The following is a 22,354-nucleotide window of genomic DNA, read 5'->3' on the forward strand; positions in this document are numbered from 1 at the left end:
TCGCGCTAGACAGGTGCGTGCGCGTGATAAAACGCGTGGCGAATACGGCGCACGTGCGGTGGAGCAGCGCGGTGGGACCGCTCCGCGCCCACCGGACCTCAGACCTCCACCAGCTCCTTGCGGGCCGCCCTGCGCACTGCCGCGAGCACCGGATCGAGGGTGGGCACGGCGGCGAGGAGCTGCTGGGTGTACGGCTGCGAAGGGGATCCGTAGACCGTCCTCACGTCACCTTGTTCAACAATCCTCCCGTCCCGCATGACCACGATCCGATCGCTCACCTGCCGGACGACCGCCAGGTCGTGCGCGATGAAGACCAGCGAGAGCCCCAGATCGTCCTGCAATTCACCGAGCAGACCGATCACTTGCGCCTGTGTCGTGACGTCCAGTGCGGAGACCGGTTCGTCGCACACCACCAGCTGCGGCGAGGGGGCCAGCGCGCGGGCGATGCCGACGCGCTGGCGCTGGCCGCCGCTGAACTCGTGCGGGTAACGGTCGGAGCGGTCGGGGTCGAGCCCGACCCGCTCCAGGAGTTCACGCACCCGGTTGTGCAGCACCCGATCGTCGCGTTCACCGGCCGCGCGCAGTGGGTCGGCGATGGATTCGCCGATGCTGCGGCGCGGATTGAGCGAGGCCACCGGGTCCTGGAAGACCATCTGCACCACGGGTGCGCCCGGTGCGCCCCGCCCGCCCGGTCCGCCCGGCTCGCTGGATGCCCGCCCCGGGCCGATCTCCGTACCCCCGTAACGGAGTCGGCCCGAGGTGGGCTCCAGCAGACGCACGAGCATCCGCCCGAGCGTGGTCTTCCCGCTGCCGCTCTCACCGACGATGCCGAGGGTCTCGCCCCGGCGCACGGTCAGCGAGACGTCGTCGACGGCGGTCACGGTCTTCTTGCCGCGCCCGAACTCCCAGCGCAGCGCTTTCGCTTCCAGCACCGGCTCGCCCACCGGACGGAAGGGCTCCTTGAGCGGTCCGTCCAGTCGGGGCACCGCCTCCAGCAGGGCCTTGGTGTACGTCCGGGCGGGCGCGGCCAGCACCTGGTCCACGTCACCGCGTTCCACCGCCCGCCCCTCCCGCATCACCAGTACCTCGGAGACGCTCTCCGCCGCCACCCCCACGTCATGGGTGACCAGCAGCAGCCCCATCCCCTCCTCGCGCCGCAGCCCGTGCAGCAGGTCCAGGATCTGGGCCTGCACGGTGACGTCGAGGGCGGTGGTCGGTTCGTCGGCGATGAGGAGTTCGGGCGCACAGGCGAGGGCCATCGCGATCAGGGCGCGCTGGCGCATCCCGCCGCTGAACTCGTGCGGGCGCGACCTGGACCGGCGTACCGCGTCGGGAATGCCCACCCGGTCCAGCACCTCCACGGCGCGGGCGCGGGCGGCCCGGCGGGAGGTCTTCCGGTGCACCCTGACGACTTCGGCGATCTGGTCGCCCACCGCGTAGTAGGGGTCCAGGGAGGAGAGCGGGTCCTGGAAGACCATGGCGGCCTTCGCGCCGCGCAGCGCACGGAGTTCGGCCTCCGAGGCCCTGCCCACGTCCACGCCGGCGACCCTCACCAGGCCTTCGACCCTGGCGCCGCTCCCCCGGTGCAGCCCGAGCAGGGCGGACGCGGTGGCGCTCTTGCCCGACCCGGACTCGCCGACCAGCGCGAGCGCGCCCCCCTTGGGCAGGGCGAACGACAGCTCCCGTACGGCGGCGATCCCGCCGGGAAACGTCACGGAGAGATTCTCGACCTCCACCAGCAGCTCGCTCATGCCAGCACCACCCGTCGGTCGGCCAGCGCGTGCAGCACGTCCGCGACCGCCTGGGCCAGCACCACGAAGAATCCCGTCACCAGCACCATCCCGACCACCACCGGCAGATCGACCACCTTGACCGCCTCCACCAGTTCCCGCCCGATACCGGGCAGCCCGAACAGCGACTCGGTGAGCACCGCACCGCCGAACATCGTCCCGACGTCCATCGCGGTCAGCGTGATCACCGGCGCGAGTGCGCCGCGCAACGCGTGCCGGCCCACCAGTGAGCGTTCGCTCACCCCGTAGGCACGGAAGGTCCGCACATGGTCCTCGGCAAGGGTCTCCAGCATGGAACTCCTGGTCAGCCGCGCGTATTTGGCGGATTCGATGGCGGCCAGGGACACCCACGGCAGCAGCAGGTTCCACGCCCACTGCTCGGGGTTCTCGGTGAACGGCACATACGTCGGGAAGGGCAGCCACTGGAGCGTCGAGCAGAACGCGATGATCAGCAGCAGTCCGATCACGAAGACCGGCGTGGCGGTTCCGGCCAGCGTGAGCCAGGTCAGCACCCGCTCGGTCGGCCGCCCGCGCCGCCACACCGAGAGCACTCCGGTGCCGACGCCCAGCAGCAGCCACAGCACCAGCGCGCCGACCACCAGCGACCCGGTGACCGGCAGCTTGGTGAGGATGAGTTGGGTGACCTGCTGGTCGCTCTGGTACGAGAGCCCCAGGCACGGCGCGTCGCAGTGCAGCACCCCGGTGCCCGAGGAGTAGTCGCGGCCGGCGAAAATACCCTGCACGAAGTGGGCGTACTGCACCCACAGCGGGTCGTCCAGTCGCAACTGGTCACGGACCTGCGCCACTTGGATGGGTGAGCAGCGCGGACCGCAGGCGATCTGCGCGACGTCGCCGGGTGCGACGTAGAAGATCAGGTAGAGCAGCACGCTCAGCGCCCAGAGCACGAAGAGTGCTCCGCCGAGCCTGCGCAGCAGGAAGCCGGTCACGTGGCTGCGCCCTTCTTGCGGCGGAGGAAGCCGGGGCCCGTGGCGCCCAGCCGGGACCGGGTCCGCGGGTCCAGTGCCGTGCGGACGCCCTCGCCGAGCACGGTCATCGCGAGCACGGTGACGAAGAGCAGGGCCGCCGGGATCAGCAGATAGGTGGGCGCCGCCTGGTACCAGACGTCGGCGTCGGTGAGCATCTGTCCCCAGGAGGGCGTCGGCGGCTTGATGCCGATGCCGAGGAAGGACAGCGCGGCCTCGACCACGATGTTCTGCGGCAGCAGCAGCGCGGTGTAGGTGAGGACGGGTGCGGCCAGCGAGGGCAGCAGTTCACGGCGGGCGATCCGCCACGTGCCCCAGCCGCTGAGCCGGGCGGCGGAGACGTAGTCCAGTGACTTGAGCGTGAGGGTCTGCGCCCGTACGAGCTTGGAGGTGCCCGCCCAGCCGAGGGCGCCCACGACCAGCGCGATGAGCACCGGACGGGGGAACTCCGCGGGCACGATGGCCAGCAGCGCCAGGGCGATCACCATCAGCGGCATCGCCACGTTCACCTCGGTGATCCGGCTGAGCACCTGGTCGACGGTGCGGCTGCCGAGTCCGGCGGCAAGCCCGATGAGCAGGCCGAGGGACACCTGGAGGACGGTCGCCACCAAGGCGACGCCCAGCGACACCCGCGCGCCGTACACGACCCGGGCGAACAGGTCGCGGCCGGTCTGCGGCTCCACGCCGAGCCAGTGGTCGGCGCTGATGCCGCCGAAGGAGCCGAGCGGCGCCCCGCCGGACGCCGAGTCGACCAGCGCGGGGTGGAAGGAGTTGGGATCCTGCCCCTCCAGTGCGGCGAGCAGCGGCGCGGCCAGCGCCACCAGCACCAGGAGGGCGACCACACCGGCCGCGACCAGGGCGGCCCGCTGCGCACGCAGCCGCCGCCAGAACTGAACGGCCCCCGAGGCGGGGACGGCGACCGGCGCCGCCCCCACCTCCTGGGCCAGCAAAGCTTCGCTCATGGTTACTTGACCGCTACCTGGGACACGTCCAGCACACCGGTCCAGTCGCTGATCACGATGTTCTTGACGTCCTTGCCGAACAGCCGCTTGTAGACCGGGTGGAACAGCGGCACGGTCAGCGCCTGCTCACCGATCTTCTTGTCGAGGGCACCCCAGCGCGCGGCGGCGGCCGACAGGTCGGTCAGCTTGTTGATCTCGTCGACCTCCTTGTTGACGGCCGGGTCGTCGAGCTGCGCGGTGTTGTAGTTGGAGCCGTCCTTGACGATCTGGCGGCCGTCGAAGATCGGCGCCAGGAAGGGGCCGCCGGACGGCCAGTCGGCACCCCAGCTGGCGAGGAAGAGGCCCGGGGACTTCTTCACGCTGTGCACGGTGTCGCTGTAGTCGTTGTCCTCAAGTCCCTTGAGTTCCAGGGTGATGCCGGACTTCTTCAGGGCGTCCTGGAGTGCGGTGGCGATCTCCGGGCCGTTCTCCGCGCCCTTGGCGTTGGAGTGCGCGAGGGTGATCGTCAGTCCCTTCTCGTAACCCGCCTCCTTCAGGAGTTCCTTCGCCTTGGCCGGGTTGCCGGACTCACCGGCCGGGAAGTGGTCGTACTTCACGTAGCCGAAGGACTTCTGCGGGGGCAGGCTGGTGGTCGCGGGCAGCGCGAGCGAGGAGCCACCGGCCGCGTTGACCACGGAGGAGCGGTCGACGGCGTAGGCGACGGCCTGGCGCACCTTCGGGTTGTCGAAGGGCTTCACCTTGGGGTTGAAGGCGAGGTAGTCGGTGTAGCCGAAGTGGCCGGTGCCCACGCGGTCGGCGAGCTTCTTGTCGCCGACGATCTTGGCGAGTTCGGCCGGGCCGAGGTTGTTGTCGGTGGTGACGGCGGCGGCGTCCGGGCCGGCGCTCGCGGAGAGCCGCTGGTTGATGACGGAGGCGTCGAGTCCGGAGCGTACGTCGATCGTGTCCGGGTACGCCTTGCGCTCCTCGTCCGTCTTGGCGTCCCAGTGCGGGTTGCGCTCCAGCAGCAGCCGCTCGCCGTCGTTCTCGTTCTTGACGACCTTGTACGGGCCGGAGGAGAGCGGGTGTTCCTCGTACTTGGTGCCGGTGTCCTTGGCCTTCGGTACCGGCGTGGTCTGCGTCTGGGTCGCCAGGTAGGGGAACTCGCCCTCCGGCTTGTTGAGCTTGAAGACGATCGTCCGCGCGTCCGGGACCTCGATCGAGTCGAGTCCCTTCCCGGACTTGTACGGGCCCTGGTAGTCGGCCCCGCCGATCAGCCAGTCCCTCAGGTAGGGCGCGCCGCCGGAGAGTTCGGCGGCGAACGAGCGCTCGATGCCGTACTTGATGTCGGCGCTGGTGATGGGCGTGCCGTCCTCGTACTTCAGGCCTTCCTTCAGTGTGTACGTCCACACCGTGGCGTCCTTGCTGGGCTTGCCGAGGTCGGTGGCGAGGTCCGGGACCACCTTGGTGCCCGCTGCGCCGTCCTCGCGGTTGCGGGTGGTGAGGGTGCGGAAGACCAGGGAGGGGACGTTGCCGCCGCCGGAGGTGTAGAGGCGGGCGGGGTCGAAGTCGCTCTGCGGCTTGCGGTTGAGGACCTGGAGGGTGCCGCCCTGCTGCGGGGCCCCGGCCTTGCCGCCCGCGTTCGCGGTTCCGGCGCCGTCGCCCTGCGGTCCGGCGCAGGCGGTGGCCAGGGTGGTGAGGGCGACACCGGCGGCTATCACGGCGGCTCGTCGGGATATGGCGGATGTACGGCGCGGCGTACGCATCGTGGAGAAGGCCTCTCGGAAATTGCCGGTGCGGCAACGGAACACGCGGAATACACACGCAGGCGCACGGAATCCCGAAAGGGTTTCACACGGAAACAGTGAAATGCCGCGCCTGCGGGCGGAAATGTACGGGCCCGGGGCGCGGCTGAATCAGGTCGTCACAAAGGATTTCCGACGCACGCGCAACGGGGCGGGCGTCAGCTACAGAGAATGTCAGCGACGCAGTGCGCGGTCACACCGAGGAGCGCGAGCTCAATGGCTTCGCGTTCGGTGGCGGCTGCGTGGCGGGGTGACATGCCGAGAAATATGAACGACCCCGCCGGGCATGTCAATCTTGCTGTGAGACGGCGTCTCACATACTGGTCACCGCCCGGCGGTCACCGCTCAACTCTCCGGATGCACCCAGGCGTTGGGCCTGCACTTCTTGGATCCGGTCTCCAGTGTCTTGGTCTGCTGCATCATCACCGGGGCGAGCGCACCGTCCGTCGCACAGTCCTTGTGGCCGTGTCCGAGCCGGTGTCCGACCTCGTGGTTGAGCAGCATCTGCCGGTACTCCATCAGCTTGCCGGGGCCGAAGGTCGGCGAACCCCCGGCCCAGCGATAGGCATTGATCATCACGCGCTCGGTGGCGGCGGAATCACAGGAGACGTTCTGGTCGATGGTGTTCAGCGCCGACTTCTCGCACCAGATATCGGTGGTGTAGGGAGTGGCGAGGGTCACGACGAAGTCGGGCTTCTTCCCGTCCTTCTCCTTCGATATCCGGTGGAACGCCATCTCGCCGTTCCCCGCCCAACTCCTTTTGTCGTTCAGGGTCTTCTGCAGGGCGTCCGCGAAGAAGTTGCCGTCGAGCCCCATCCCCTTCTCGACATCCACCCGGTACGTCCAGGTCTTTTTCGCCCTGTGCGGTGCCGGGCTTTCGCCCGGAATGACGTCGAAGGTGTTCGGCCCGTGCTGGTCCGGGGCCATTTCCAGCTTCTGCGCAAGACGCTGCTCGTACGTCTTCGGGGCGGCCTTGACCTCGGCGCCGCCCTGCGGTGCCTGCCGGTCCTCGTCGCGCGAGGGGCTCCCCTCGGCGAGCTTGCGCTGCGCCGCCTCGGAGGCCGCCGTGTCCTTGGCGCCGGTGCCGTGGGAGCCCTGCTGCTGCACGGTGACGACGACCGCCAGCGCGACGGTCAGCGCCGCCGCCGACACCCCGGTGACGGTGCGGGCGCGGCGCCGCTTGGTGCGCGGGGCCGCGGTGTCGGCGAAGAAGTCCGCGTCGTCGGGGTCGGCGAGATCGCCGTTGACGGCTGCCGCCTCGTCCCAGTCGGTGACGGCCTCGTACGGATCCCGGCCGCCCCGCCGCTGCTGCGGGACGCGCGGCTGCGGCCCGTCGAAGGCCGCGACGAAGTCCTGCCGGGGGCCGTGGGGTCCGGAGGCGTGGGGCCCGGAGGTGTGGGGTCGCGCGGTGTGCGGACCAGGAACCTGCGGACCAGGAACCTGCGGGCCCGGCGCGTGCGGGCCCGGCGCGTGCGGACCAGGTCCGTGCGGCCCGGGCGCGTGCGGCCCCGCAGGCCGCGCTCCCGGGACCCGTGCGCCCAGTCCGACCCCGGACGGCGGCCGCGGCGACGGCGGGGCGTACGCCGCACCTCGCGGCGCCCCGACCCAGTCGCCGTACCGTCCGCTGCCCGTGTCCTCGCCCCTGCCGTAGGACCCCGGGTCGCCCCAGCCGCCCCCGGCCTCGCGCTGCTCGGGATGGCCGCCGCGGACCGGCTGCTGCAGTCCCTGCGGAAAGTGCTGCGCCGGTCCGCCCGCCAGGTGGTGCGGCTGGAAGCGCGGCACCTGCCCGGTGGATTCCTGTATGCGCGGCACCTGCCCGGTGCCGTCCTGGACGCGCGGCAGGGGACCCGTACCGCCCCGCCGACGCCGACCGTCCGCGGGCGCACCCGACGGGCCCGTCGGGGCAGCGCCGGATATACCGGGGTTCTCGTCGGCACCCTGGGGTGCGCCACCTCGGCGGCTATGACGTCCCACGCGCCGGATCAGCTCCTAGTTTCCGTCTGCACTTGTGCACGTACGCCGTCATCCGCGACGGCGGCCCCGTCCTCAGCAGCCGCGTCGGTCGCATCCACCCCGCCGCTCCGGCCCGCATCGCTGTTCTCGCTCGTACCACTGTCCCCGATGAGCCCGAGAAACGCGTCGGCCACCAGTTCGGGGTACTCCATCATGGCCACATGTCCGGCGTCCGGAAGACTCAGGAGCCGGGAATCACGGAACGCAGCCGAAGCCTTACGCGCCATCCGGAACCCCACCAGTTGGTCCCGCCCGCCGTACACCAGCAGGGTCGGCGCGAGCACCCGCTCCGCCTGCCGCCACAGTCCGTGCTGGCCACCGAGGGTGTAGGCGTCCACGATGCCCCGCGCGGAACGGGTCATCACGTCCCAGAAGTACGGCAGTTGAAGCCTGCGCTCCATCTCGTCCACGGCCGCCCGGAAACCCTCCGGCGTAACCCGCCCCGGATCCCCGTAACAGAGCCCGGTCACCCCGCGCGTGCGCTGCTCCGCCGTCCAGTCCTTGCTGAGTTTGGCGAACAGGCCCGCCACCCCGGGAATCGCGAGCAGCGCCGTCGGCACCGCGGTCTTCTGCACCCGGAGCTCCGGCAGCGCCGGTGAGATCAGGGTGAGGCTGCGCACCAGGTCGGGGCGGACGGCGGCGACCCGCGTGGACACCGCCCCGCCCATCGAATTGCCGAACAGGTGCACCGGACCGCGCCCGCTCGCGTCGAGATAACGGATCACCGCACGCGCCTGCCCGGTGATCGAGTAGCTGCCGTCCTCGGGCGGCGGGGAGTCGCCGAATCCCGGCATGTCCAGTGCCTCGCCGGCGACGACGCCGTCGAGCAGGGGCATCAGCGCGGACCAGTTCTGCGAGGATCCGCCGAGCCCGTGGACGTACAGCGCCGGCGGCAGTCCGGTGCGGACCGGGGGCCTGGACCGGACGGTCAGCGTCAGCCCCCGCAGGGCGACGGACCGCAGCTCTTCCCCCTCCGCGACCTTGACGGCACTGACCAGGGGCAGTGGGGCGGCTGCGCCGGCTTGCGGCAGCTCGGTCGAAGACATGGCGTCAATGTTACGAGACGATCACGCAGGGGCTCGTGTGTTCGCGGTCACAGGGCGCATGGCGCGCGCCCCTCCGTGCTCCTACGCTCGGATCAGGGCGTGTACGCGCGGCATGACGGCGTACGCCCCGGAAAGGCGGAACACCATGACGCACATGGACCCCACCGACCCGGAGACCTACCCCGCCGAGGAAACGGAAGGGGGCACGCCGCTCAGCGACGAGGCACCCGAGGCCGACACCGCCGAGCAGCACACCGACGTAATCCCTGATCACCAGGACCCCACCCCCGCCTTCGACCCGGCAGCCGCCGACGAGGCGGACGCCACAGAACAGTCGCGCACGGTGCCACTCGACGAGGACGACTACCGCTGATCGCGCGGACGGTACCGGGCGATCCCCACCGGTATCACCACCTATCCGACCGCCGTCGGCCCCTACCGAAACCTGATCAGCCTTCACGCGGTGTCCGCTCCGTGAAATTCTGCGTCCGCACCGCGCACACACGGGTTACCCAAAAGTACGATGGCCGCCGCGGCGCACATCACACGGAACAGCCGTGCGGTGATGAGGTCCGTGAACTTGAAAGACATGGGAGGCGGCGTGACAGCCACCGAGCAAACAGAGGCGGCACGTCCACGGGGCACCCGCCTGCCACGCCGGGCCCGACGCAACCAGCTCCTGGGCGCGGCGCAGGAAGTGTTCGTCGCGCAGGGCTACCACGCGGCGGCGATGGACGACATCGCCGAGCGCGCGGGCGTCAGCAAGCCGGTGCTCTACCAGCACTTCCCCGGCAAGCTCGACCTCTATCTGGCCCTCCTCGACCAGCACACCGAGTCGCTGCTCCAGGCCGTGCGCACCGCACTGGCCTCGACCTCCGACAACAAGCTGCGCGTCGCCGCCACCATGGACGCCTACTTCGCCTACGTCCAGGACAAGGGCGGCGCGTTCCGCCTGGTCTTCGAGTCGGACCTGACCAACGAGCCCGCCGTGCGCGAGCGCGTGGACCGGGTCTCGCTCCAGTGCGCCGAGGCGATCAGCGAGGTCATCGCGGAGGACACCGGCCTCTCGAAGGACGAGTCGATGCTGCTGGCAGTGGGCCTGGGCGGGGTCTCGCAGGTGGTGGCCCGCTACTGGCTCTCCAGCAACTCCACCATCCCCCGTGAGACGGCCGTCCAGCTGCTCACCTCGCTCGCCTGGCGCGGCATCGCCGGCTTCCCGCTGCACGGCACGGACCAGGTCTGAGCCAGGGCCGATTCGCCGTGTTCGCTCCCGGCATGCCCCCGGGAAGCCGATCACGTCCCCTCACCGGGCTAATGTGGCGGGACGTACGGCGCGGGTCGACCGCGCCGACCCAGATCGTCGGAGGGACATAGCCGTGGAGGTCAAGATCGGCGTGCAGCACGCACCCCGGGAGGTCGTTCTGGAGAGCGGGCAGTCCGCCGAAGAGGTCGAGCGCGCGGTGGCCGACGCGCTGGCCGGCAAGGCGCAGCTGCTCACCCTCAGCGACGACAAGGGCCGCAAGGTCCTCGTTCCGGCGGACCGGATCGCCTATGTGGAGATCGGTGAGCCGACGCAGCGTCGAGTGGGCTTCGGCGCCCTCTAGTACGCAGAACCAGTACGCAGACACGAGAACGGCCCGGCGGGACTTCCCGCCGGGCCGTTCTCGTGTTCCCGGTCCCACTCCCGGCACGGGCCGTTGCCGCTCCCGGTACGGACCTTCTCGGGTTCCACTTCCCGGCACGAGCCGGTGCGTCCGGGCTCGGATTTCCGCCCGTGCACGGGCCGTTCGCCTGCCGGGAAGCCTTTAGAGGATTGCGTTCCGCACCCCCCGGGTAAGACGGGCTACGACCCAATTTGCCCCGTTGCAGCGCAGGAGGGAACCGGAATGATCCTGGAAGCACTCGGCTCTGTGATCCTTGGCCTCGCCCTTGCCTGGGCCGCCGTGTCCAGGTTGCCCGAGCGCCTGCCGTCCCGCTCGCACGTCATGACCGCGGGCCTGCTCGGCGCCCTCTTCGGCGCCTGGCTGACCCATATGGCCGTCGGTCCCGGCCATCTGCTGGCCACCCTGCTCGGCGCGAGCGTGGTGGGCGCCGTCGCACTGTCGCTGCTGCTGCGCCCGACCCGCCGGATCCGCCGCCGTTCAGCGGCGGCGTAGCTTCCGCTGCGCCGCCGTCCCTCCCGTACCGCCACCGCCGGAGCGGCTCGTGCGGCTACCGCCCAACTCGTACGGCTACCGCCTAAGCAGCCAGCCCCAGTGCGGCCATCCGCTTGGTGTGGGCCTCGGTGATACGGGAGAACATCCGGCCGACCTCCGCCAGGTCGAAGCCGTCCGCGACCCCACCGACCAGCATCGTGGAGAGCGAGTCGCGCTCGGCGACCACCCGCTGGGCCTGCGAGAGCGCCTCACCCATCAGCCGCCGCGCCCAGAGCGCGAGCCGTCCGCCGACCCGCGGGTCGGCCTCGATGGCGGCGCGCACCTTCTCCACCGCGAAGTTCCCGTGCCCGGTGTCGTCGAGGACGGCGAGCACCAGCGAGCGGGTGTCGGTGTCCAGCCGGGCTGCGACCTCGCGGTAGAAGTCACTGGCGATCGAGTCGCCGACGTACGCCTTGACCAGGCCCTCCAGCCAGTCGGACGGCGCGGTCAGGTGGTGGAAGTCGTCGAGCGCCTTGGCGAAGGGCTCCATCGCGGCGGTCGGCTCGACGTCGATCTCCGCGAGCCGGCCGCTGAGGCGCTCGAAGTGGTGGAACTCGGCGGAGGCCATCTTCGCCAGTTCCGCCTTGTCACCCAGCGTCGGCGCGAGCTTCGCGTCCTCGGCGAGCCGCTCGAAGGCCGCCAGTTCGCCGTAGGCCAGCGCACCGAGCAGGTCCACGACCGCGGCACGGTACGTCGGCTCCACGGACGCGGTGGCCCAGTCCTGGGCGGCGATCCCGGTCGGGGCGGCGGCGCTTTCCACGGATGCTGCGGCGGGGGTTTCGGCGGGGGTGTCAGACGTCTCCATAAAGCGCACAATAGCGCTCCGCGTCCGTAGGACCAGATGACAGCGGGGGCCCGGGCAGGGCCTGGTCAGCGACCACCCGACGCACGGCCGCCACACCAACCTGACGAATTCACCCAACACACATGCGCGAATCCGGGGTACAGTGGTAATGCGCTTGCTGAGCTCTCATGCCTACGCACTCCGGTTCGTACGCGACTCTGCAGGCCATCCGAATGAGGATGCCCGGTCGGTGGCCCGATCGGCTCCGACCCGACAGCCCTCCGTGCGGGCGGTGCACAAGCACCCCGGCAGACGAGGGAACCCTCAGCGGCACGCGCGCTGGAGCAATGGCAGTGGTCCCGCGCCTACCCGGTCCTCCCAAGGCCGGATGAGACCCAGGCACGGTACTGACCCCCGTTGTTCGCGTCATGTCGCGTCTCACAGAAGAGGCAGCACACTGACTACGTTCCGAGACCTCGGGATCCTTTCCGAGACGGCCGAAGCCCTTGAGGCAGTCGGCATCACGTCCCCCTTCCCCATCCAGGAGATGACGCTCCCCGTCGCGCTTTCGGGCAGCGACGTCATCGGCCAGGCCAAGACCGGTACGGGCAAGACCCTCGGTTTCGGCCTGCCGCTCCTGGAGCGAGTGACCGTCCCCGCGGACGTCGAGGCGGGCCGGGCCAAGCCCGAGCAGCTGACCGACGCCCCGCAGGCCCTGGTCGTCGTACCCACCCGTGAGCTGTGCCAGCAGGTCACCAACGACCTGCTGACCGCGGGCAAGGCGCGCAATGTGCGCGTGCTCGCCATCTACGGCGGCCGCGCGTACGAGCCGCAGGTCGAGGCGCTCAAGAAGGGCGTCGACATCATCGTCGGCACCCCGGGCCGCCTGCTCGACCTGGCCGGTCAGAAGAAGCTCGACCTGTCCCACATCCGCGCGCTCGTCCTCGACGAGGCCGACGAGATGCTGGACCTGGGCTTCCTGCCCGACGTCGAGAAGATCATGAAGATGCTTCCGCCGAAGCGTCAGACCATGCTGTTCTCCGCGACCATGCCCGGCGCCGTCATCGGCCTGGCCCGTCGCTACATGACACAGCCCACGCACATCAGCGCCACCTCGCCGGACGACGAGGGCGCCACCGTGAAGAACATCACGCAGCACGTCTTCCGGGCCCACAACATGGACAAGCCGGAGCTGGTCTCCCGCATCCTCCAGGCCGACGGCCGCGGGCTCGCGATGATCTTCTGCCGTACCAAGCGCACCGCCGCCGACATCGCCGAGCAGCTGGAGAAGCGCGGTTTCGCGTCCGGCGCCGTGCACGGCGACCTCGGCCAGGGCGCCCGCGAGCAGGCGCTGCGCGCCTTCCGCAACGGCAAGGTCGACGTACTGGTCTGCACCGACGTCGCCGCCCGCGGCATCGACGTCGAGGGCGTCACGCACGTCATCAACTACCAGTCCCCCGAGGACGAGAAGACGTACCTGCACCGCGTCGGCCGCACCGGCCGCGCAGGCGCCAAGGGCATCGCCGTCACCCTCGTCGACTGGGACGACATCCCGCGCTGGAAGCTCATCAACAAGGCGCTGGACCTGCCCTTCGACGAGCCCGAGGAGACGTACTCCACCTCTCCCCACCTCTACGAGATCCTCTCCATCCCGGCCGGAACCAAGGGCATACTGCCCCGGGCCGACCGCACCCGCGCGGGTCTCCGTGCGGAAGAGGTCGAGGACCTGGGCGAGACGGGCGGCCGTGGCCGCAAGTCCGCCGCCGCTGCCCCGGTGGTGACCGAGGAGCGTCCTTCCCGTACGCGTACGCCGCGTCAGCGCCGTCGGACCCGTGGGGGTTCGGACTCGGCGGAGACGCCGGTCGCGGAGGCGGCCGCGGCCGTCACCGCGCCGGTCGACTCCGCTCCGGTTCCGGACTCCGACTCCTCGGAGCCCCGTACGCCGCGCCGTCGTCGCCGGACCCGCCCGACCGCCTCGTCGTCCTCGGCCACGGCCGTCGCCGAGGCGCCGGTGGTCACCGAGGCTCCGGTCGCCCAGGCACCGGTCGCCGAGGTCACGGCGGTGGAGGAGGCCCCGGCCGCCCCCAAGTCGCGTACCCGCACCCGCAAGGCCGCGGTCAGCACCGAGGCCCCCGCCGAGGCTCCGGCCACGGACACTCCGGCCCCCCGGGCCCGGAAGTCCCGTGCCAGGGCCGCGGTCAGCCCGGAGGCGTCCACCGCGGCGACCGCCGAGGCTCCGGCCGCCAAGCCCGTCCGGGCTGCCAGGCCGAGCCGCGCCAAGGCTGCCGCGCCGGCCGTCAGGGCGGCCGACCTGCCCGCGCTGGAAGCTCCGGCCCGCCCCCGCCTGAAGCGCCCCGTCCGGGCGCGCGTCTCCGCGGAGCCGGACGTCGACTTCCAGATGGCGCCGATGCCGGAGCCGGAGCCCACCCAGCCCCGCCGCCGCGCCGCCGCCCCCCGCAAGGCAGCTCCGCGCAAGGCAGCCCCCAAGGCCGCCGCCAGCACCGCGGAGCCGGAGGCCGACGCCAAGCCGCGCCGCCGCCGCGCCCCGCGCCGCAGCACCCCGGAGAGCTGACCCTCTCCCCCTCTTGCCGATGGCCCCGGCCCTCCCCCTTCACCGGGGGCGGGCCGGGGCCATCGGCGTACCTGGGGCCGGGGTACGGGGTACGGGGGCGGGGGCGGGCCGGGGCGGCGGGGGTCGCGGAACCGTGGCCCCCGCCGACGGGGGCGCAGCGCGGGAGGTGTGACTCCGCCGGGGCAGCGGCGCGCGGGGGGGGCTCCGCCGGGGCAGCGGCGCGCGGGCGTGACTCCGTCAGGGCCCGCCCCGCACTCCCCAACCCCCCGGTAACCTCACCCCCATGAGCAGGCCGCCCACCTTCACCCCACCCCCCGGCACCCGTGCCGTCCCCCTCCACACGCCGCGCGGTACCTTCGCCACTCTCCAGGCGGAACCCGATTCCGCTCCGCACGCCACCGTCCTCCTGCTGCCCGGCTTCACCGGCAGCAAGGAGGACTTCATCGCGATGCTCGTCCCCCTCGCCCGGGCCGGCTACCACGCGGTCGCCGTCGACGGCCGCGGCCAGTACGAGTCCGAGGGCCCACGGGACGACGAATCCCCTTACGTCCAGGCCGAGTTGGCCCGCGACGTACTCGCCCAGGCCACCGCTCTCACCGACACCCCCGGCCCGCTCCACCTGCTGGGCCACTCCCTCGGCGGCCAGATCTCGCGGGCCGCCGCCCTCCTGGACCCCGCCCCCTTCCGCACCCTCACCCTGATGTCCTCGGGCCCCGCCGAGGTCGACCCCTCGCAACAGGAGAAGGTCGCCCTGCTGACCCAGGCCCTCGGCTTCATGGACATGGGCGAGGTCTGGGACGCGATGCAGGCGATGGAGACCCCGGTTCCTGAGGAGACCGACACCGAGGGCAAGGACCGGGAACACGAGGAGGCACTGCGCCACCGCTGGCTCCTGCACAGCCCGGCCCAGCTGATCGCGACCGGCCGCGCTCTCACCACCGAACCCGACCGCATCCCCGAACTGCACACCCTCGGCCTGCCCGTGCACGTCCTCTCCGGCACGGTCGACGACACCTGGCCGGTGCCGCTGCTCGACGACATGGCCGTACGTCTCGGCGCACACCGCACGGTGATCAAGGGCGCGGGCCACTCCCCCAACACCGACCGCCCGGACGAGACCACCCGGGCCCTGGTCGGCTTCTGGGACTCGTACCGCTGAAGCCCGTACCGCTAGTACTGCGACTGAAGGTGCTGCCAGAACCCGTCTCGCAGCGAGCGCCGCAGGTCGGAGTGGCCGCGCAGGGAGCGCTGGAGCATCCGCTCGGCCTCGACGAGGAGTTCCTGGTCGACCGGGCCCGGCAGATAGGGCCGCCCCGGCAGCAGTTCACCGAGCTGCTGCCGGCCGCGCTCGGACAGCCACTTCGCCGCGATCTGCGCGCCGAGGAAGCGGACGTCCTCGCGCTTGGGCGCGGGCCCGTTCTCCTGCTCGTAGGTGGTGACCGGGCGCCGGGAGACGTACGGCTTGCAGAATTCCAGGTCGAAGGTGCGCTGGCTGTCGACCTCCCAGAGGAGGGGTTCGGCCTGGTTGCGGCCCTCACCGGCCTCGATGCCCCACAGGTGGACCCGGGCGCCGTACCCCTGCGCCGCCTCGACCGCCGAGACCAGGTCCTCGTCGCCGCCGACGAGCGCGGCGTCGCTGATCGCGCGGTGCCTGGCGAGTGACTCCAGGTCGGTGCGGATGAGGGAGTCGACGCCCTTCTGCTGGTTGTTGGCGTTGAGGTTGCCGAGGCGGACCTTGACGTCGGGGAGCTCGGCGATGGTCTGCTGCTCGGTGGTGTGGATGCGGCGCCTGGCACCGTCGTACCAGTAGACGCGGAGCAGCCGACTGTCCGCGAAGATCGTGCGAGCCTTGTCGATGAAGGCCTCGATCAGGCCTTCCGCGTCGAGGTCGAAGGAACGCCGGTCCTCGGTGCCGGTGACCAGCAGGCCCGCCGCCGCGTAGACATAGCCGGCGTCGACGAAGATCGCGTGGGTGGAGGGGGTCTTGGCGACCTCCGCGAGCATGCGGGTGAGCAGCTCGTTGGTGCGGTCCAGACGATCGGCGAGTGAGCTGATCCGGTCGCTGTCGGTGGGGCCCGAAGGCTGTGCGTCGTCCATACGCAGCCCATTGTCCGGGGCGCCGGAGCCGCTGCACAACCGGTGTCCCCCGAGGCGGCGCGGGGGGCTCCACCGTCACGCCACCGCAACAATACTTAGCCTCGCGAAAATTTTCTTTAGCGTAGGGAATCTTTTTCCGGGGAGGCTCGTTGTACCCGTATGGAACGTGCGGCAATCGCGCCACACGCACCCCACACATTCACCACAGTTCTCCAGCAGGAGGATCAGACGAAGGGAGAAGCGCGTGCGCTTCGAAATCATGCGACTGGACGATGTTGACGGCACCGCCGTGGACAGCACCGTCGTGGACGCCGCCTCCGTCAACCGGATCGTGCAGCAGGCCGCTTCCATCGGCCAGCGCATCTACATCCGCCCGGCCGAAACCACGGCCTCGTAACACCGACGACGTACCGAAGAAGACCGAGAAAGCGCCCCCGTGCAGCACGTGCACGGGGGCGCTTTCCGTAGCCCTGACAGCCCTGACAGCCTTGGCAGCCTTGGCGTCAGCTGCCCTGGATGACCTGGGTAATGCCGTTGATGATCTGCTGCACGGCCAGCGCGGAGAGCATCATGCCCGCGAGCCTGGTCACCAGCACCACACCGCCCTCCTTGATCACACGGATGATCACCAGCGAGAAGCGCATGGCCAGCCACAGCACCACATGCATCGCGATGATCGCGGACCAGATCGAGATCTGACCGACGACGGTGCTGTTGTGCTGCACGGCGAGGATCACCGAGACGATCGCGCCGGGCCCGGCGAGCAGCGGCATGCCGAGCGGGACCAGGGCGACGTTGACGTCCTTGGTCTGGGTCGGCTCCTCGTTCTTGCCGGTGAGCAGGTCGAGCGCGATGAGCAGCAGCAGGAGCCCTCCCGCGATCATCAGCGCGGGGGTGGTGATGTGCAGATAGTCGAGGATCTGCTGGCCGATGAGGCCGAAGACGGCGATCACGCCGAACGCGACGGCCACCGCCTGCCAGGCCATCCGGCGCTGCACCTTGGCAGGCCGGCCGGAGGTCAGGCCGAGGAAGATCGGGGTGATCCCAGGGGGGTCCATAATCACAAAAAGCGTGAGAAAGAGGGATCCGAAGACAGCGAAGTCGAACACAGTGAGGCCTTGCAGGAGAGGGCCGCGCCGTGGTGCGGCGGGCGCACGGGCACGACTCGGGTGCGGAACATGAGGGGTTTCGTCTCGTACGGCGCCGGGGGCCTCCGCGGCCGCGTTGACGCGGTCCGGGGTCATGCACTCCGGGGTCGTGCGGTCCGGTGCCGGAGGTCGTGGGGTCCGGTACCGGTGGTGCGCCGTGGGCCGGGAGGGCTCAGGCGCGCGGGCGTCCACCCGCGCCGGGCACCGGGAAGGCACCGGTCGCGCGCCGCGTGATCTCGCCGTAGACGTCGGGGTGCGTGGTGTAGTCCCCGAGCCGGACGGTCTTGCGGCTGCCGTGGTAGTCGCTGGAACCGGTGGCGAGCAGGCCGTGTTCGGCGGCGAAGGTACGCAGCCGGGCGCGGTCGGACTCGTCGTGGTCCATGTGGTCGACCTCGATGCCGTCGAGGCCGGCCGCCGCCAACTCGGCTATCGAGGTCAGCGGTACGGTGTCGCCGCGCTTGGCGGCGCCGGGGTGCGCGAAGACGGTGACCCCGCCCGCGGCCTTGACCAGGCGGATGGCGGTGAAGGGGTCCAGTTCGTGCTTGTCGACGTACGCCCGGCCGTCATTGGCCAGCCACTCGGAGGTGAAGGCGTCGGAGACGGTGTCCACGACGCCCAGTTCGACGAGTGCCTCGGCGATGTGCGGGCGACCCAGGGAGGCGTCGCCCGCGATCCGGGCGACCTGCTCCCAGGTGATCGGGACGCCGAGGGCCTGGAGCTTGCTGACCATGCCCTGGGCGCGCGGCACCCGGTCGTCGCGGACCAGCTCGCGCTCGCGGGCGAACTCGGGCTCCTCGGGGTCGAAGAGGTACGCCAGCATGTGCATTCCGGTGCCGTCGAGACGGCAGGACAGTTCGGCGCCGGTGACGAGGGTCAGTCCCTCGGGGAGTGCGTCGATCGCTTCCGCGTGGCCGCGCACCGAGTCGTGATCGGTGAGTGCGACGACGTCGAGACCGGCCGCGGCGGCGTTGCGCACCAGCTCGGCGGGGGTGTCGGTGCCGTCGGATGCCGTGGAGTGGGTGTGCAGGTCGATGCGCACGACGCGTACTCCAGGGGCAGGGGCGGACGGAAGGGACGCGTCAAGAGTAACGGGGATTCGAACATCCCCAGGTCAGGTGCCAGTACGACAAATCAACGATCCGGCAATCCCCGGATTCTCCGATTCCTCGATCCCTCGATCCCCTGATCCGGCGATCCCTCGATCCGGCGATCCGGCAATGCCTCGATCCCTCGGTCCCCCGATCCGGCAATCCCCCAGCCGGACCCCCGCCCCTACGCCAGAATCCGCGGTGACAGCGCCCCGCAGGGCAGTAGCTCGACCTCCGCGCCCGCGTCGCGCAGGTCGGTCAGCACCAGTTCGTCGTACATCAGCAGACCCGACTGTTCCGGCCAGACAATCGCCCAGAGCCAGAGCCCGCGCGCCTCGCCCGCGAAGACCGCACGGTCCGCCGGCGTACCGGAGACATGCCACAGAGGGGTCGGGCGGCCGGCCGCGAGGAGCTTGGTGACCGGGGGTTTCTCCATGGCGATGTGGGCGCCGGGGTCGGGGCCGTCGATGCCCGCGTAACGCGCGCCGAGACCGACCCCCAACTCCTCTGCCACCAAAAGCAGTTCACCGAATCCGCCGAGCGGTCCAGGGCCGGAGCAGGCGACGGCGGTGGCCCGGCCGCCACTGCGGTCGTCACCGGCGTACGCGATCCCGCTGAACAGCCAGCCCACCGGCAGCGGCCACGGCATCCAGGCCGGCACCCGGGCACGGTTCACCGCGACCGCGAGGGCTTCGACGCTGGGCGGCAGCACCGGCTGGAGCGGATGCACGGCCCCGTGCACGGAGCACTGCCAGGTGTCGGCAAAGAGACCGGGCGCCCTGACCCGGCCTCCGCACTTCGGGCAACTGGGTTCGCCCCTCATAGCGCCCAACAGTCCTCCCCGCTCGACGCCCCGTCAAGGACGATCACCCGACCGACGCGTGCCGTTCGGCAAAGGTGCACCGACGCTGCCGTAACTCTCCCCAGCCCTCCCACCGGCCAAAACTAGATGTAGCTTGCATTCATTAGCCGACCTAACTTATTGTTTGTATATCGCAACGATCTAGTGGAGAGCGGAGAGGCCATGCAGCACGGCAAGCACGGCGCGGCCAAGGAAGCGCAAGAGGGCACCGACCCCTTCGACGAGGGCGCGGACGGCGCCACCAGCAGCCTCCTGCGCCAGCCGAAGGCGGTCTGGGCGACGGCGGGCGCGTCCGTCGTCGCGTTCATGGGCATCGGGCTCGTCGACCCGATCCTCCCGTCCATCGCCAAGGGCCTGAGCGCCACCCCGAGCCAGGTCTCCCTGCTCTTCACCTCGTACTTCCTGATCACCGCGGTCGCGATGCTGGTCACCGGCTTCGTTTCGAGCCGCATCGGCGGCAAGAAGACCCTCCTCCTCGGTCTCGCCCTGGTGGTCGTGTTCGCCGCGCTCTCCGGAACCTCCTCCTCCGTCGGCGAACTGGTCGGCTTCCGGGCCGGCTGGGGGCTGGGCAACGCGCTCTTCGTCTCCACCGCGCTCGCCGTGATCGTCGGCGCGGCGGCCGGCGGCAGCGCCGCCGCGATCCTGCTGTACGAATCGGCGCTCGGCCTCGGCATGGCGTGCGGCCCGCTGCTCGGCGCGGCGCTCGGCAACGCCAGCTGGCGCTACCCGTTCTTCGGAACGGCGGCGCTGATGGCGATCGGCTTCCTCTGCATCGTCGCGTTCCTCAGGGAACAGCCCAGGCCCGTCAGGAAGACCTCGCTGCTCGACCCGATCAAGGCGCTCGGCCACGGCGGTCTGGCCTCCGTCGCCGCCTCGTCGTTCTTCTACAACTACGCGTTCTTCACCGTGCTGGCCTTCACGCCGTTCGTGCTGAACATGACGCCGTACAAGTCGGGCGCGGTCTTCTTCGCCTGGGGTCTGCTGCTCGCCGTGTTCTCGGTGCTGGTCGCCCCGCGCATGCAGCGGCGCTTCGGCTCGCTCCAGGTCCTCGGCGGTTCCCTGCTCCTGCTCGCCGTCGACCTGCTGGTCCTCGGCTACGGGAACCACACCACGGCCATCGTCTGCACCATCGTCTCCGGCGCCTTCATCGGTGTGAACAACACCGTCTACACGGAGCTGGCGCTCGGCGTCTCGGACGCCCCCCGGCCGGTGGCCAGCGCGGGCTACAACTTCGTCCGCTGGTTCGCGGCGGCGGCCGCCCCCTTCCTGGCGCCGAAGATCGAGGAGTGGAGCGACATCCACATGCCGTTCGTGGTCGCGGCGGTGACCGCGGTGCTGGGTGCGGTGGTGGTGCTGGTACGCCGCAAGGCCCTCACCCACCGGGCCGAGGAGCTCCAGCCGGTGCACGCCACCGAGGACGGCGTCACCGTCTTCGCCTGACCGGGCGTGTTTCCCGGGGTGTTGCCCGTTTCCCATGGTCACGGGCGACAGCCGGCCTCTCGACAGGGGCGCGGGCCGGATATCACCTTCGTACCGGCAGGACACCGGACAACGGCCGGACGCACCTGCCGGACGAAGACGAACCTGCCGGACGAAAGGGAAGACCATGTTCCAGCGCAGGAAGCTGTTCAGCGCACTGGCCGCCGCGGTACTGACCGCCGGACTCGCCGTGGGCACCGCGGAGGCCTCGGCACCCGTCGCCGCCCCCTCGATCGCCCGTGACTGCGGGTACTACTTCGGCACTCAGCTCACCGTCCGCGGCAACACCGGCGACCGGGTCCGCGAAGCGCAGTGCCTGCTGGTCTCCTGGGGCTTCGGCGTCGGCCCGCAGGGCGTGGACGGCAAGTTCGGCGCGAACACCGAGGGCGCCGTCCGCCAGTTCCAGGAGTGGTACGGCGGACTGGCCGTGGACGGGAAGGTGGGCCCGAACACCTGGGCGACACTGAGGAGTTAGTGCGAAAGGTACGGGGGCGGGGCCGCGCCCTCCCGCCCCCGGGCGCCCCCGCACCCGGGCACCCCCGTCCCCGTACCTCCACCGCGACTTTCAGCCAGTCTCGGCACAGCGAAACTCAGTCGAGCAACACACCCGCGCGCAACGGATCCCGCAGATCGGTCCCGCGCTCCAGCCAGCGCTCCTGAAGCGCCTGCGCCCCCTTCACCCGCTTCCAGGCCGCCTCGTTCGCGGTCATCGGCAGCAGCGGCAGAAAGCGCACCGGGTCCATCGGCTCATCGAGCTCCAGGTCCTCGACCAGCCCGCCGCCCTCCGCCACGAGTACGGAGCTGAAGGGAGCCCCGGGCCACAGCGGCTCGCCCACCTCCAGCGACGCGCCCGGGGCCACGATCAATCCCTCCACCTGCGGCGAAGCGGCCAGCACCGCCAGCGGCCGCAGCACCTTGTCGGTATCGGCGAGCCCTGCCCGTACCGAAAGGACCAGCTCAGCGCGCGGCCCCTTCACCGGGTCGGCCAGAGCCTGGGTGGGGTCGCCCATCGGGGCCGCGGACATCCCGAGCGTCGCGTACCGGACGATGTCGCCGTCCAGGAATCGCAGCACCTCGACGCGGTCCGTGCCGAGGAACGTGACCGCGGCGCGCGCGTCCGGTTCGCCCAGAGTTGTTCGCAGTCGGGCTTCTACCAGCGCAAGTACATCTCCCATGGTCCGCGAGCATAGGCCGCGTATGGAACGGGCAAAGGAGGGGCTTGACGGGGGTTGACACCGGGGGTGGCTGGTAGCCTGGGCCGCTGGTCGGGGCAGTACGCCGAGCGTTACTTTCGAGCCCTGACGACACGTCGTCCCTCATGGGGGACCGGCTGGAGGAGGTGGGGCTGCGGTGGATCGAAGTCGACCCGGTAGTACCAACCGCTCTTCCACACCGCTTCTGCCACTTGCGGCCTGAGGCTTCGTACCCGGCCCTCGGAGCACCGAAACCACTCGGTTGCCAGAGCGTCTCGCACGACGGAAGAGCACTTCACCCTTACCTGATTTGCCCTGATCCGTGTCCGAGCGAACGCCGTCACCGCGTCCTCGCGGTGCC

22 protein-coding genes are annotated in these 22,354 nt (G+C 70.7%); 9 read left to right on the top strand and 13 right to left on the bottom strand.

Annotation, left to right across the window (positions count from 1 at the left end; all coding sequences use genetic code 11):
* Positions 1-98: 98 nt before the first annotated feature.
* The 7 genes from ACIA73_RS05975 to ACIA73_RS06005 all read right to left on the bottom strand — a co-directional run bounded on the left by ACIA73_RS05975 (position 99) and on the right by ACIA73_RS06005 (position 8,575).
* Positions 99-1,751 (bottom strand): dipeptide ABC transporter ATP-binding protein, encoded by a 1,653-nt coding sequence (locus ACIA73_RS05975; protein ID WP_399437057.1) that lies wholly within the window; start codon positions 1,749-1,751, stop codon positions 99-101.
* Positions 1,748-2,737 (bottom strand): ABC transporter permease, encoded by a 990-nt coding sequence (locus tag ACIA73_RS05980; RefSeq protein ID WP_399437058.1) that lies wholly within the window; start codon positions 2,735-2,737, stop codon positions 1,748-1,750. The genes ACIA73_RS05975 and ACIA73_RS05980 overlap by 4 nt, the downstream gene beginning before the upstream one ends.
* Positions 2,734-3,735, bottom strand: coding sequence for an ABC transporter permease (locus ACIA73_RS05985; protein ID WP_399437059.1), 1,002 nt, complete (start codon positions 3,733-3,735; stop codon positions 2,734-2,736). The genes ACIA73_RS05980 and ACIA73_RS05985 overlap by 4 nt, the downstream gene beginning before the upstream one ends.
* A gap of 2 nt (positions 3,736-3,737) precedes the next feature.
* Positions 3,738-5,477 carry an ABC transporter substrate-binding protein gene (locus tag ACIA73_RS05990; protein WP_399437060.1) on the bottom strand — a complete coding sequence of 580 codons (1,740 nt, stop codon included), beginning with the start codon at positions 5,475-5,477 and terminating at the stop codon, positions 3,738-3,740.
* A gap of 197 nt (positions 5,478-5,674) precedes the next feature.
* The gene (locus ACIA73_RS05995; RefSeq protein WP_399437061.1) at positions 5,675-5,773 is read right to left on the bottom strand and encodes an Ms4533A family Cys-rich leader peptide; all 99 of its coding nucleotides are present in this window, start codon (positions 5,771-5,773) and stop codon (positions 5,675-5,677) included.
* An 88-nt stretch (positions 5,774-5,861) separates the two neighbouring features.
* Entirely contained in the window at positions 5,862-7,328 is a 1,467-nt protein-coding gene (locus tag ACIA73_RS06000; RefSeq protein ID WP_399437062.1) for a DUF3152 domain-containing protein, read from the bottom strand.
* A 170-nt stretch (positions 7,329-7,498) separates the two neighbouring features.
* Positions 7,499-8,575 carry an alpha/beta fold hydrolase gene (locus ACIA73_RS06005; protein ID WP_399437063.1) on the bottom strand — a complete coding sequence of 359 codons (1,077 nt, stop codon included), beginning with the start codon at positions 8,573-8,575 and terminating at the stop codon, positions 7,499-7,501.
* 145 nt (positions 8,576-8,720) lie between these two features.
* Between ACIA73_RS06005 and ACIA73_RS06010 the strand changes: the two genes are divergently transcribed.
* From ACIA73_RS06010 to ACIA73_RS06025, 4 genes are all read left to right on the top strand, one after another.
* Positions 8,721-8,948: a hypothetical protein gene (locus ACIA73_RS06010; RefSeq protein WP_399437064.1), complete on the top strand. Its 228-nt coding sequence runs from the start codon at positions 8,721-8,723 to the stop codon at positions 8,946-8,948.
* A 228-nt stretch (positions 8,949-9,176) separates the two neighbouring features.
* The gene (locus tag ACIA73_RS06015; RefSeq protein WP_399437065.1) at positions 9,177-9,818 is read left to right on the top strand and encodes a TetR/AcrR family transcriptional regulator; all 642 of its coding nucleotides are present in this window, start codon (positions 9,177-9,179) and stop codon (positions 9,816-9,818) included.
* Between the two features lie 133 nt (positions 9,819-9,951).
* Entirely contained in the window at positions 9,952-10,179 is a 228-nt protein-coding gene (locus ACIA73_RS06020; protein WP_399437066.1) for a DUF3107 domain-containing protein, read from the top strand.
* A gap of 282 nt (positions 10,180-10,461) precedes the next feature.
* Complete coding sequence (locus ACIA73_RS06025; protein ID WP_399437067.1) at positions 10,462-10,731, top strand: hypothetical protein; 270 nt, start codon at positions 10,462-10,464, stop codon at positions 10,729-10,731.
* 82 nt (positions 10,732-10,813) lie between these two features.
* On the opposite strand, the gene ACIA73_RS06030 is transcribed toward ACIA73_RS06025, so the two are convergent.
* Positions 10,814-11,575, bottom strand: a complete 762-nt coding sequence (locus ACIA73_RS06030) for a ferritin-like fold-containing protein (protein ID WP_399437068.1) — start codon at positions 11,573-11,575, stop codon at positions 10,814-10,816.
* Positions 11,576-11,942: 367 nt separating this feature from the next.
* Between ACIA73_RS06030 and ACIA73_RS06035 the strand changes: the two genes are divergently transcribed.
* Positions 11,943-14,126, top strand: coding sequence for a DEAD/DEAH box helicase (locus tag ACIA73_RS06035; protein ID WP_399437069.1), 2,184 nt, complete (start codon positions 11,943-11,945; stop codon positions 14,124-14,126).
* A gap of 283 nt (positions 14,127-14,409) precedes the next feature.
* A complete protein-coding gene (locus tag ACIA73_RS06040; protein ID WP_399437070.1) occupies positions 14,410-15,285 on the top strand; it encodes an alpha/beta fold hydrolase in 876 nt (291 codons plus the stop codon).
* A gap of 11 nt (positions 15,286-15,296) precedes the next feature.
* Here the strand turns inward: ACIA73_RS06040 and ACIA73_RS06045 are convergent, their stop codons facing one another.
* On the bottom strand, positions 15,297-16,223 hold the full coding sequence (locus tag ACIA73_RS06045; RefSeq protein ID WP_399437071.1) for an NYN domain-containing protein: 927 nt from the start codon (positions 16,221-16,223) through the stop codon (positions 15,297-15,299).
* Between the two features lie 244 nt (positions 16,224-16,467).
* Here ACIA73_RS06045 and ACIA73_RS06050 point away from each other — a divergent pair, with 244 nt between their 5' ends.
* Entirely contained in the window at positions 16,468-16,620 is a 153-nt protein-coding gene (locus ACIA73_RS06050; protein ID WP_328396803.1) for a hypothetical protein, read from the top strand.
* A 106-nt stretch (positions 16,621-16,726) separates the two neighbouring features.
* Here ACIA73_RS06050 and ACIA73_RS06055 read toward each other — a convergent pair whose 3' ends face one another.
* From ACIA73_RS06055 to ACIA73_RS06065, 3 genes are all read right to left on the bottom strand, one after another.
* Positions 16,727-17,332 carry a MarC family protein gene (locus ACIA73_RS06055; RefSeq protein WP_399437072.1) on the bottom strand — a complete coding sequence of 202 codons (606 nt, stop codon included), beginning with the start codon at positions 17,330-17,332 and terminating at the stop codon, positions 16,727-16,729.
* 211 nt (positions 17,333-17,543) lie between these two features.
* Positions 17,544-18,410, bottom strand: coding sequence for a PHP domain-containing protein (locus tag ACIA73_RS06060; protein WP_399437073.1), 867 nt, complete (start codon positions 18,408-18,410; stop codon positions 17,544-17,546).
* Between the two features lie 233 nt (positions 18,411-18,643).
* Complete coding sequence (locus ACIA73_RS06065; protein ID WP_399437074.1) at positions 18,644-19,282, bottom strand: DUF6758 family protein; 639 nt, start codon at positions 19,280-19,282, stop codon at positions 18,644-18,646.
* Positions 19,283-19,483: 201 nt separating this feature from the next.
* On the opposite strand from ACIA73_RS06065, the gene ACIA73_RS06070 reads away from it, so the two are divergent.
* Both ACIA73_RS06070 and ACIA73_RS06075 read left to right on the top strand, forming a co-directional pair.
* A complete protein-coding gene (locus ACIA73_RS06070; RefSeq protein ID WP_399437075.1) occupies positions 19,484-20,761 on the top strand; it encodes an MFS transporter in 1,278 nt (425 codons plus the stop codon).
* 166 nt (positions 20,762-20,927) lie between these two features.
* A complete protein-coding gene (locus tag ACIA73_RS06075; RefSeq protein WP_399437076.1) occupies positions 20,928-21,275 on the top strand; it encodes a peptidoglycan-binding protein in 348 nt (115 codons plus the stop codon).
* A 115-nt stretch (positions 21,276-21,390) separates the two neighbouring features.
* On the opposite strand, the gene ACIA73_RS06080 is transcribed toward ACIA73_RS06075, so the two are convergent.
* Positions 21,391-21,975, bottom strand: a complete 585-nt coding sequence (locus ACIA73_RS06080; protein WP_399437077.1) for a suppressor of fused domain protein — start codon at positions 21,973-21,975, stop codon at positions 21,391-21,393.
* Positions 21,976-22,354 lie beyond the last annotated feature (379 nt).

This window comes from Streptomyces sp. NPDC051561, from assembly GCF_044454195.1.
In the GTDB taxonomy this organism is placed as follows: Bacteria; Actinomycetota; Actinomycetes; order Streptomycetales; family Streptomycetaceae; genus Streptomyces.